The 11,915-nt window shown below is 54.1% G+C and carries 11 protein-coding genes and 1 pseudogene; 6 read left to right on the forward strand and 6 right to left on the reverse strand.

The annotated features are described in order from the left end of the window. Positions 1–442 (reverse strand): GntR family transcriptional regulator (locus M0974_RS24145; protein WP_297842904.1); only part of this gene is annotated, 442 nt, incomplete at its 3' end. 362 nt (positions 443–804) lie between these two features. On the opposite strand from M0974_RS24145, the gene M0974_RS24150 reads away from it, so the two are divergent. The 6 genes from M0974_RS24150 (at position 805) to M0974_RS24175 (ending at position 6,233) form a co-directional block, all read left to right on the forward strand. Beyond that, a complete protein-coding gene (locus M0974_RS24150; RefSeq protein ID WP_297842907.1) occupies positions 805–1,872 on the forward strand; it encodes an ABC transporter substrate-binding protein in 1,068 nt (355 codons plus the stop codon). 144 nt (positions 1,873–2,016) lie between these two features. Beyond that, the gene (locus M0974_RS24155; RefSeq protein WP_297842910.1) at positions 2,017–2,823 is read left to right on the forward strand and encodes an alkaline phosphatase family protein; all 807 of its coding nucleotides are present in this window, start codon (positions 2,017–2,019) and stop codon (positions 2,821–2,823) included. Continuing rightward, a complete protein-coding gene (locus M0974_RS24160) occupies positions 2,820–3,662 on the forward strand; it encodes an ABC transporter permease subunit (protein WP_297842913.1) in 843 nt (280 codons plus the stop codon). The genes M0974_RS24155 and M0974_RS24160 overlap by 4 nt, the downstream gene beginning before the upstream one ends. Then, positions 3,649–4,449 carry an ABC transporter permease gene (locus tag M0974_RS24165; protein WP_297842916.1) on the forward strand — a complete coding sequence of 267 codons (801 nt, stop codon included), beginning with the start codon at positions 3,649–3,651 and terminating at the stop codon, positions 4,447–4,449. Before M0974_RS24160 ends, M0974_RS24165 begins: the two co-directional genes overlap by 14 nt. Further along, positions 4,446–5,435, forward strand: coding sequence for an ABC transporter ATP-binding protein (locus tag M0974_RS24170; RefSeq protein WP_297842919.1), 990 nt, complete (start codon positions 4,446–4,448; stop codon positions 5,433–5,435). The genes M0974_RS24165 and M0974_RS24170 overlap by 4 nt, the downstream gene beginning before the upstream one ends. A gap of 144 nt (positions 5,436–5,579) precedes the next feature. Then, positions 5,580–6,233 (forward strand): HAD family phosphatase, encoded by a 654-nt coding sequence (locus M0974_RS24175; RefSeq protein WP_297842922.1) that lies wholly within the window; start codon positions 5,580–5,582, stop codon positions 6,231–6,233. A gap of 148 nt (positions 6,234–6,381) precedes the next feature. Here M0974_RS24175 and M0974_RS24180 read toward each other — a convergent pair whose 3' ends face one another. From M0974_RS24180 to M0974_RS24200, 5 genes and pseudogenes are all read right to left on the reverse strand, one after another. Next, positions 6,382–7,404, reverse strand: coding sequence for a hypothetical protein (locus M0974_RS24180; RefSeq protein ID WP_297842924.1), 1,023 nt, complete (start codon positions 7,402–7,404; stop codon positions 6,382–6,384). Positions 7,405–7,530: 126 nt separating this feature from the next. Further along, positions 7,531–7,941, reverse strand: a complete 411-nt coding sequence (locus tag M0974_RS24185) for a DUF2599 domain-containing protein (RefSeq protein ID WP_297842928.1) — start codon at positions 7,939–7,941, stop codon at positions 7,531–7,533. A gap of 42 nt (positions 7,942–7,983) precedes the next feature. After that, entirely contained in the window at positions 7,984–8,979 is a 996-nt protein-coding gene (locus tag M0974_RS24190; RefSeq protein ID WP_297842931.1) for a hypothetical protein, read from the reverse strand. A gap of 44 nt (positions 8,980–9,023) precedes the next feature. After that, entirely contained in the window at positions 9,024–10,973 is a 1,950-nt protein-coding gene (locus tag M0974_RS24195; protein WP_297842934.1) for a hypothetical protein, read from the reverse strand. 306 nt (positions 10,974–11,279) lie between these two features. After that, positions 11,280–11,915, reverse strand: a pseudogene (locus M0974_RS24200) (hypothetical protein); the annotation flags it as partial.

Raw genomic sequence — 11,915 nt, forward strand, 5'->3', positions numbered from 1 at the left:
GATTAAGGTAGTGCTCCACGTACAGCACCAGCCGTTGATCGATGCGTCGGGCGCGACAGATCTGAATCACGCTGGACAGTGCTGGCAGTTGCAGCAATCCACAGATCTGTGCTGACGCAGGCTGCAGGCGTGCAGAGATCACCAACGTTTCCGCCACTCGCCCCTGGGCGCTGACCATGGCGTGAAAGTGGCTGCGGCGCATCAAGTCATAAGCCAGGCGCGGCGGTGAGATAAACCAGCCGCGTCGTTCCTCACGGTACACCAACCCCTGAGCCTCCAATTGCAATAACGCTTCACGCACAGTAATGCGTGTGGTGTTGAACAACTCGCTGAGTTTTCGCTCGGCGGGCAGCTTGCTACTGGGCGGCAGCAGGCCGTGTTCGATCTGCTCCTGTAGGGCCAGACCGATGGCTGTCACCGCTTTTGGTGCATCGTCACGCATCAACGTTACCTATCTGGACTAGTCCAGTGCAGTTATTGGGCAGAACTGAGCTTGAATCCTGCCTATTCGAATCAACACAAGCGTAGTCAATGCACATGACTGACAGATGACAACACCACCTGCCACAGCCACACATGTGGTTATAAAAAACATCTAAAACTAAGTATATCAATAGCTTAACCATGGTCTACGCTTACTGAGCACGGCATGCCGTTGACTGAGCAAATCCCTTGCAGGAGTGATGCCGACATTAAAGTGTCATGCACCTGGCCTAAATTGGCTCAGGTATTGCTGACCTAGACCAACCCACCCGCATTACCGTCGATAAAAACGTAGCGTTAAAACGCCCAAAGGAGCTTCGGATGAAACATCTTTTCCTGGCATCACTGTTAGGTTCGACCATTGCACTGTGCACAGCAGCCATGGCCGCTGATACCGATTTGCAAACCCTGGAGGCCGCAGCCAAAGCGGAGGGTGCGGTTAATAGCGTCGGCATGCCCGATGATTGGGCCAACTGGAAAGGCACGTGGGAAGACCTGGCCAAGACCTATGGCCTCAAGCACATGGACACCGACATGAGCTCGGCTCAAGAAGTCGCCAAGTTTGCCGCTGAGAAAGACAACGCCAGTGCGGACATCGGCGATGTTGGTGCAGCCTTCGGCCCTATCGCTGTAAAACAGGGCGTTACCCAGCCGTACAAACCAAGCACCTGGGCCCAGGTTCCGGATTGGGCTAAAGATAAAGACGGCAACTGGGCATTGGCCTACACCGGCACCATCGCTTTCATCATCAACAAAAAACTGTTGCACGGCTCCGACGCCCCGAAAAGCTGGGCTGACCTGGAGAAAGGCAAATACAAAGTCTCCATCGGCGACGTAAGCACTGCCGCCCAGGCTGCCAATGGCGTACTGGCTGCAGCGCTGGCCAACGGTGGCGATGAGAAAAACATCCAGCCGGCATTGTTGATGTTCAACAAACTGGCTAAAGAAGGTCGTCTGTCACTGGCCAACCCGACCATCGCCACCATGGAAAAAGGCGAGATCGAAGTCGGCGTGGTTTGGGACTTCAACGGTCTGAGCTATCGCGACAAGATGGTCAACAAGGATGATTACGTCGTACTGATCCCGTCTGACGGCTCGGTGATTTCCGGCTACACCACTATCATCAACAAGTACGCCAAGCACCCGAACGCAGCCAAACTGACGCGTGAATACATCTTCAGTGACGCTGGCCAAATCAACCTGGCCCGTGGCAACGCGCGCCCGATCCGTGCCGAACACCTGACCTTGCCAGCTGACGTGCAGGCCAAATTGCTGCCGAATGAGCAATATAAGCATGTAACGCCAATCAAAGACGCAGACGCTTGGGAAAAAACCTCCAAGTCCCTGCCGAAGAAGTGGCAGGAAGAAGTCATTATCGACATGAAGTAACACCTCTGTTCGCAAGCACGCGCGGTCCCACACCTGTAGGAGCGCGCTTGCCCGCGATAGCAGTTTGTCAGACGCAGAAGGTCCTACGGCCCTTATCGAGGGCAAGCGCGCTCCTACAAATACATCCGCGAACCCGGAGTTCCCATGAAACACAACGTCATCCTGGTGGTGCTTGATGGTCTGAGTTACCAGGTCGCCCAACATGCCATGGGGCACCTTCAGGCCTACGCCAACGCAGGACGCGCGGCTTTATACAAACTGGAATGTGAGCTGCCAGCGCTTTCCAGACCGCTGTACGAATGCATTTTGACCGGCATAACACCGATCGACAGTGGCATCGTTCACAACAACGTTACCCGCCTGTCGAACCAGCGCAGCGTGTTTCATTACGCCAGCGAAGCCGGCCTCACCACAGCTGCCGCGGCCTACCATTGGGTCAGCGAGTTGTATAACCGTTCGCCGTTTCATGCGGCCCGTGACCGTCACACGGATAACACGAGCCTACCGATCCAGTACGGGCACTTCTATTACGCCGATCACTACCCGGATTCGCACCTGTTCGCCGACGCCGAAAGCCTACGTCTACGCCATGCGCCGAACTTCCTGTTGGTGCATCCCATGAACATCGACGACGCCGGGCACAAGCACGGCCTCGACACCCCGCAATACCGCAACAGCGCACGCACTGCCGACATCATCCTCGCCGATTACCTGCAAGGCTGGCTCGACGCCGGTTACCAAGTGTTGGTGACGGCTGACCACGGCATGAACAACGACCGCTCGCACAATGGTTTGCTCCCGGAAGAACGCGAAGTTCCGCTGTTCGTCCTCGGCGACGCCTTCAGTCTCGATCCATCCGCCACCCCGAAGCAGACGGAACTCTGCGGTACGGTCTGCGAATTGCTCGGTATCCCTCACGACAAGCCTATCTGCAGGGAGCTGTTGAAGTGAAATCAATCCGAGGCAAATGGCTGGCAGCACTCTGTCTGGTGCCCTTCGCCGTATTTTTTATCGTGTTCCAGATCGCGCCACTGGTGTGGGTGTTGATCAACAGCGTGCAGTCGGAAGACGAAGGCTGGGGGGTCGCCAACTTCATCGAGATCTTCAGTTCGCGGTTTTACCTGCAAGCAATCGGGCACAGCCTTGAGATCAGTTTCTGGTCCAGCGTGTTCGGGATCATTATTGCTGTGCTGGGCAGTTATTCCCTGCGCCGGGTCGATTCACGGCTGCGCAATTTCGTGAACGCCTTTGCCAACATGACCAGCAACTTTGCCGGTGTGCCGTTGGCGTTTGCGTTCATCATTCTGCTGGGGTTCAACGGCACGATTACGATCATGCTCAAACAGGCCGGGATCATTCAGGACTTCAACCTGTACTCGGAAACCGGTTTGATCATTCTCTACACCTACTTCCAGATTCCGCTGGGCGTATTGCTGCTGTACCCGGCCTTCGACGCCCTGCGTGAAGACTGGCGCGAATCGGCCTCTCTGCTCGGCGCCAGTGGTTGGCAGTTCTGGCGGCACATCGGCTTGCCGGTGTTGACCCCGGCACTGATCGGCACCTTCGTGATCTTGCTGGCCAACGCCTTGGGCGCTTACGCCACGGTGTACGCGTTGACCACCGGCAATTTCAACGTACTGCCGATCCGTATCGCCGCCATGGTCTCCGGCGATATTTCACTCGACCCGAATATGGCCAGCGCTTTGGCCGTGATATTGGTGGGCTTGATGACTCTAGTGACTATCGTCCATCAATGGCTATTGAAGAGGAGCTACCATGTCTCGCGGTGAATCCGGCTCTGTCGTGATGTACCACCGCATAGTGGTGTACATCCTGTTTCTCATTCTGCTGCTGCCGTTGGCCGGCACGTTGATCTATTCGTTGGCCAGCAGTTGGTCGGCGACGATTCTGCCCAGCGGTTTTACCTTCAAATGGTACGAACAACTGTGGAGCGATCCGCGCTTTCTGCATGCTTTCGGTCAGTCGCTGCTGGTATGCGTCGGCTCGCTGATTCTCTCCGTCATCTTGATTCTGCCGTTACTGTTCGTGGTGCATTACCACTTCCCCAAGCTCGACGCGCTGATGAACATCCTGATCCTGCTGCCCTTCGCGGTGCCGCCGGTGGTGTCCTCAGTGGGGCTGTTGCAACTGTATGGTTCCGGGCCATTTGCGATGGTCGGCACACCGTGGATTTTGATCGGTTGCTACTTCACCGTGGCGCTGCCGTTCATGTACCGGGCGATCACCAACAACCTACAAGCGATCAACCTGCGCGACTTGATGGACGCCGCGCAATTGCTCGGCGCCAGCACCTGGCAAGCAGCGATTCTGGTGGTGCTGCCGAACCTGCGCAAAGGCCTGATGATCGCCCTGCTGCTGTCATTCTCCTTCCTGTTTGGTGAGTTTGTGTTCGCCAACATCCTGGTCGGTACTCGCTACGAAACTCTGCAGGTCTACCTCAACAACATGCGCAACAGCAGCGGTCACTTCACCAGCGCCTTGGTGATTTCGTACTTCCTGTTCGTGCTGGTGTTGACCTGGGTTGCCAATTTACTGAACAAGGACAAAAGCGAATGAGCTTCGTCAGCGTTGAACATCTGCAAAAAAACTACGCCAGCACCGCCGTGTTCAGTGACATCAACTGTAAGATCAAGAAAGGCGAATTCGTCACCCTCCTCGGCCCTTCCGGTTGCGGTAAATCCACGCTGCTGCGTTGCATCGCCGGCCTGACGTCGGTCACCAGCGGGCGAATTTTACTCGACGATCAAGACTTGGTTCCGGTGTCACCGCAGAAGCGCGGAATCGGCATGGTGTTCCAAAGCTATGCGCTGTTTCCGAACATGAACGTTGAGCAGAACGTTGCCTTTGGCCTGCGCATGCAGAAGGTCAACCCGGACGACAGCCGCAAGCGCGTCGCCGAGATTCTTCGGCTGGTGGAGCTGACCGACTTCGCTAGCCGTTACCCGCATCAAATGTCTGGCGGTCAGTGTCAGCGCGTGGCGTTGGCCCGTTCGTTGGTCACTCAACCGCGCTTGTTGCTGCTGGATGAGCCGCTGTCGGCGCTGGATGCACGGATTCGTAAACACCTGCGTGAACAGATTCGGGCGATTCAACGCGAACTGGGGTTGACGACTATTTTCGTGACCCACGATCAGGAAGAAGCGCTGACCATGTCCGACCGGATTTTCCTGATGAACCAGGGCCGGATCGTACAGAGTGGCGACGCGGAAACCTTGTACACCGCGCCAGTGGATGTATTTGCGGCGGGCTTCATCGGCAACTACAACCTGCTCGATGCGGCAAGCGCCAGTCGCCTGTTGCAACGGCCGATTACCAGTCGCTTGGCGATTCGCCCGGAAGCCATCGAACTGAGCCTGACTGGCGAACTGGACGGTGAAGTGCGCAGCCACAGCTTGCTGGGCAACGTGATTCGTTATCGCGTGGAAGCGCGCGGCGTTGAATTAGTGGTGGATGTACTCAACCGCTCGGCTGCCGACCTACACCCGAATGGCCGCCGCGTGACCCTGGCCATCGATCCCTCGGCGCTTTGTGAGGTAGCCTAAGCGCGCACCCAAACTGCCCATTGTAGGAGCGCGCTTGCCCGCGATGGATCGCGAAGCGGTCCCGAAATTCACGACTGCTACGCAGCCGATCGCGGGTAAGCGCGCTCCTACAGGTGGTTGCAATATATTCAGAGGACAGCAGTAATGGCTTTAGCAATTTTTGACCTGGACGAAACCTTGATTGGCGGCGACTGCGCCAGCCTGTGGAGCGAACAGATGGCCCGCCTTGGCTGGGTCGACAAAGAATCGTTCATGCGTAAAAACGACGAATTGATGGCAGCCTACAGCGCGGGAGAGCTGGCGATGGAGGACTACATGGCGTTCAGCCTTGAACCCATGGCCGGCCGCACCCCGGAAGAGGTCGATCACTTGGTCGAACCGTGGGTCGAGGATTTCATCGAACCGATTATTTTCAGCGACGCCTGCACTGCCATCGCCAACCACCGCGCAGCCGGCGACCGGATTCTGGTAATTTCCGCTTCGGGCACTCATTTGGTGAAAGCCATCGCCGCACGGATCGGCATCGACGAAGTGCTGGGCATTGAGTTGGAGGTCAAACATGGCGTGTACAGCGGCGCGACCACCGGCGTATTGACCTACCGCGAAGGTAAGGTCACGCGGTTGATGGAGTGGCTGGAGGCTGAAGGCGAAACACTGGACGGCGCGAGTTTCTATTCAGACTCGCGCAATGACCTGCATTTGCTGAAACGGGTTGATCACCCGCATGTGGTCAACCCTGACCCCGTGCTGCGTGAACACGCGGAAAAGGCGGGATGGCCGATTCATCGGTGGTCGTGACAGTAAGGGACTGATTTTATTTTTCGTGCTCTGTGAAAAATCAATCCGTCCCCAGGGTTCCGCGAAGGCTATTCAACGCGGTATATCTGATATTCCTCGGTGAATGGCCCTCGCAGACAAGTCTGCTCCTACATCAGGCGTCAGGGTTCTAGGGATAAACAACCTGGTCCGCGCTGTTGAACTGAAACCGATTGGCAGCAGCCGCCGAAAAACTGATCCCGAGGATAGGCACGCGCTTACCGGTAGCCGCCATTTTTCGCTGAAATGACTGTGCGTCGGACAATGAGCCTGCTTTTGCTACATCATAAAAAAAGGCCACGACCCACATACGCATCGCCTCGTTATAACTAGGGGAATCAGCAGGCCCTCCGTTAGCAAGCATCACCTCATTCCATGAACTTTGGCCTGTGAAAGCATTATGCGATGCAATTGCATTGTGCCAGCCCAGCATGTTATCAGCATTCCACGAGCACTGTTGATAACTTACCTGACCCACAGATTGGAAATGTTGATTCCACTGCGCCGCTGTCGAATAACCCAACTTATCATCGCAACTTCCCCACGGGTAGGCGTGATTAGGATGACCAAGCCCAGTCGCCTCGAAGTCACAGCCAAAATAGTTTCGATTCATTGTTCTTGTCGTCCAGGCATCAAAAGGATAAACGCATGTGACCAGAGTATTTCCGCTACCTGAATACTTAGGATAAGATATACCCGGTACCGCCCCCCCCAACACATCAGCCGGACTCAGTAAAATGAACCCTGCTCGCTTATAAAACGTTGCTGTTTTTAAATCATGGCGAATCCACGAATACGAAGTCGCACGCAACTGCAGCGCAATAGCGCTAGACTCCCAAGGATTGAAAGCGCCATCGTCCGTCGTCCTTAACAATACCCCCGTGCAAAAATAATGGCCTCGTGTTATGCCTGTTCCATATTGAGTACAGTAGGTGGAGTCTTCGTTGTAGTGCTTGTTAATCAACGCGGCAATACCTGGCCCGTCGCTCAAACTGGTTGGTATCGACGCCTTCTCCTCGTGCATCGACGGGACAGCGCTTGTGCCTATCAGGACAGGCGCGGCACCACGCTCAGCAGGCTCGTACGTGGAAGGTACAGTACAGCCCACCAACACACCTATAAAACAGGCATATATCAATATTCTGCGTTTCATGGTTATCACTCCTTGATTTAATGACTCACCGTTGAGCCATGACGGTATCCGTCCGCAAATAGTCATTCGCCGGGCAACCGATGCTTCTGAAATGCGAGAGAGCAGGGTCTGGAAGACAGAAGGCCTCTACTCAAACGGCGGCTGCGGCTTAGGCGTGACGACATTACACCCAGCCAACACTGTCTCTGCATGCCCTACATAGGGCCGCCATGGTTCGAGGTTCCACTCGGCTTTGGTCCTGGCAATTTGCAGATGACAGGTCAATTGATTAATTATGCCTCGGGTGTTTACCCAATACTGATCACCCGAAAACTTCTTGGCTATTTCATAAAACATGTAAGCGGTTTCATCTGGACCAATTTGCCGTCCACAGAGAGTCGGCTTTAGTTCCAGTACCCACTCATTAAATTTATACACCCACTGACCGCTTTCAATATATTCCGTACACTCTGGCGCACGCGCGGCGTCGGCGGCATCGGAATATTCAATCCAGCCGACACTTGCAATAAAAAACAGGCAAAACATAGCACTTTTCATGGTCTTCTCCTTGACGCATTAGATGATGGCGCAAAACCTCTATTACTGCGGAACCGCCTGGTCGGCAGCCACATAAGCGAAACGCTGTGCCGCCGCAGCAGTAAAATCCAACCTTAGAATGGGAACGTTATAGCCATTGGCATTTAACTTTGTTTGAAAGTTTCTTGCCGCCGCTAAACTACCCGTCCGATGGACATCATAAAAGAAGGCGGCAATAAACGGCTTCAGACTGTCACCGTTATCACCCGCCTTGTTATTGAGCAATATTTCATTCCACACGTTGGCGTATTGAGGAAAAGCTGGCCGTGAAGCAATCATCGCACTCCAGCCACTTTGACTTTCTATATTCCATGAGCATTGACCAGATAGCGCTGGTCCATGCGCTGTTAAATAGGCATTCCATTGTGTTGCTGTCGTAATGCCCAGGGCGTCACATGAGCCCCAGCCGTAGGGGTTGTTATTTTTCACTTCACTTTGCGATGGTTTGTCATTGAGGGTTGGCGTTTCCTTGAAGCCTCGCACACCGCACCCTTGATGATTATTGGGATTTGCCAGCGTGCCCGCATCAAAGGGGTATAAACAGATGAACCCCGTCTCCAGCGCACGCAACCCATGCGAATTGCCCTCCGCCTTGTTGCGCAAAATAAATCCGGCGGGGTGATACAGCGTTTTATTGCTGACGTCCTGGCGTATCCAGGAATAGGAGGTAGCTCCCAAGGCAATCGACGACGGGCTGTAGGTCCAGGGGTTGAAGTTTCCATCCTCAACGGTACGCAGTAATACGCCGCTGCAGTAATAATGCCCTCTTGGCAAACTGGTTTCGTACTCCCGACAATTATTCTGCGACTCTCCGTAATTTCTGTTCATGGCCTCCAGCACATCAGCAGGCGGCTGAACGCCTTTGATGGCCTGCGGCTTTTGTTCCTGCAGCCATTCACTCGGAGTCCCGCGACTCGTTGGCGGAGCTTCGAGTTGTTGCTCAGCACAGGCCACCAGCCACAGACTGAAAAAGCACGTTAATAGCCGATTAGTCTTCATGACGAATACCTCTCCATATTAGTGTTATAAAGTTCGACTTTTCATCAAGGGATATCAATTCGCAGTAGTTGTGAGAATATTAATGAATTATCTCCCACCCCGACGCTGTAATTGATCAGCACTCTTCGACCACGATTTTCGGTAACCCACTGCGACGGGATCGTAAACTGGGTCACTCCGCCATTACTTGGCGGATGCTGTACTGCGGTATTACGATCCGTTACGCCTCTCCAGCGCACAGCTATCGTATGGCTGGTCAAACTGCTCGCATAGGCAACACTAACGGTGGTATTACCCGCATTTATGGTCGGCGCCACCAGATTCAGCGCTTGGGGCAAGACATTCAAACTCAATATTCTTGAAGCAATGATCGGCCCACCCGTGTACTCCACGACTGAATAATTAACATCCACCAGCCGACCTATTGAATCAATGACTTCATCTCGCCAGATCGTAAAATTAATCGGCGCAATGTTCTGAACAGATTTGATATCGGTTTGGAACACAATCCGGGAGGCCCAACGCACCCTCACCGTTTGACCCACTGCCATGCCCATATACTGTGGCACCGTGACAGTCACATCTGCGCCGCTTGGAAGCCGGGAAAAATCCAGCTGATCCCTGTTAGCGCCAGTTGCACCGACCACCTCAGGTCGTATCAGGTCAAGATTTTCTCCCGTTTCCACAACCGAAATAGCTAATGGCAACGAAACAATAATCGGGCCCCCTCGCGCGTAGCTATAGGTAACCGTTACCGATTTATCGACATCTTCCCGCGCCCATGCCAATGGAATATCGAAATCCAGAGGAGCAATGGCAACAATCGTTTTGATAGCCGTCTCGTGCAGATTTACACCCAACCAGCGAACACGCACGGTATCGCCAACCTGCATACCGTAATTCGGCACTCGCACCGTGACCCGAGTCAGCCCTTTGAGGTCCAGAACGTTTGCCGCATTGTCTTCCAGGACATCCGGCGCGGGGGGCGCGGGCACCGTCTGAACTTCGACGGTAAAAGTACGCACACTCGACTCTAGCCCAGTCCCATAAAGTGCCTTCGCTTTCATGGCGTGAGGCCCGTCTGCCCGACCGGTAAACACTCGGGTCCACGTACCACCAGTATCAGCGGTTGCAGCGCCAATAACCAAATTCTGGTCCAGGATTTCAACCATTCCGCTGGCCTGCGCCGAGCCGCTCAGGGTCACGTTGTTGTCGAAAGTTTTGGTGTTTTCTGGGATCTCTATGCCTTGGGAGTCCTTGACGTTGGTGATGGTCGGGGGACGCAGACCAACCCCTACCTCAGTCTGCTTGAGCACGGACCATTTTGACCAGTTATTGACCTCATCGCGGACTTCATAGCGCACGTTGACGCTGCCACGGTAAGTATCCAGTATGGCGCGGGTCACGGTGAAGTTCACCGGGCTACCTACTTCAGAAGCTTCAAGCGCCGGATGTAGCAAGCGTTGGCCGGCCCAATCCAGCGTGATCTTGTCACCGGCGAACATGTTGTCGTACACCAAGACGGTGGCAGTCACGGCCTGGACGCTGTCTTCGATCACATCTGGAATGCCGGTCGGGGCCTTGAGGTTTTCGTTGATGTCTCCGGAACCGGGATCCGGGTCAAGGCCGCCAGGCACCAGACGCTTGACCCTCACCACACCATTGGGAGACTGCTCCGTGCCACCGCCAATGGCGCTCGTCGCGATGTAATAAAACGTGTGGTCGCCATCGGGAAATCTGAGAATATCCGCCGGAGGCACCGATAGGTTGACTATCCCTGCTGTCAAGTGGCCTTGGTTAACTGTTTCGCTTGTGATGAAGTTGGTTTGCCAATACAAATCAATGCGATGGTTCAGTTGTACTGCGCCCGGCGCAAGCACTATTTGCACCTGTACCGGAGATCCTGGGTCGCTCAGGTCCACCAAACGTAGACCGCCATTGGCTATCGCCGCAGGAACCCGTGGGGGATTTAGTGCCAGGGGGGATTTGGACATGGGTATAGCTCCTGAATTAAGTAAGGCCGGGGGCGCAACGCCCGGCTCCTGTCCGCGATGACGGTGTTGTTTCAAGTACCGTCATCGCGGGTTTTGCGCAGAGTGAATTTACGGGATCAAGTCAGCACAGTCCGGCGAGCCGGGTCGTTCATGCTGTAAAAACCGGTTGACCAACTCATAGTTGAAAGTGATGATGAAGGGGCTGATTTTTGTAACGCGCTACCAACGATAAGTCAGCCCCTTGACCAGTCTTTTTCTTCAGCCCTTTTCCTCCTAGGCCTAGCCCCTTTTTTATATTTAATCGTTTTATCTGGTTGGAATTGTGTAATCAAGTGAATGCATGTGGAATCCCCCCGTAGTGTTGCCTGGGGCAATACCGACGATTTCAAAAAAGCTCACGGTTTCGAGATCTACCGTTTGTTCGGCTGGATCAACCTGCATGCTTCTAGCATCAAGCTCAATTGTGCTTATTTGTTGCGAATCTTTATTGTAGGTCGTGAGTATTAAGCCAGTATTTGTTTGTTTACCGGCGTAAACAATTCTGGTCGACATATAATTAAATTTTAGATTAAATCTTACCTTCAGATTATAGCCATCGATATTGCATGAATAACCATGAGACCCGACCGCTATAGATATGGTTTCATTCGCCCCCTCTTTCGGCCCCCTGTGTTCAATAATCATGCTCGGGCGATCTATAGTTTCTCCAATGTTAGTAATGTTTATATATGGCGCACGCAACGTAAAATCTTCTCGCAGCACTGGTGCCACCGCGGTTGCGACGGTGAAGGTTCGTGCCGCCGATATTGCTCCGGTGCCATACAAGGCCTTGGCGGTGATGCTATGGGCGGCGACGGTGAGGCCCGTCAGCAGCAACGTCCAGGTACCGCTGGCGTCAGCGTTTGGCTTGCCTTTGGAGACAGCCACATCAAAAATCTCGAC

This window comes from Pseudomonas sp., from assembly GCF_026224925.1.
In the GTDB taxonomy this organism is placed as follows: Bacteria; Pseudomonadota; Gammaproteobacteria; order Pseudomonadales; family Pseudomonadaceae; genus Aquipseudomonas.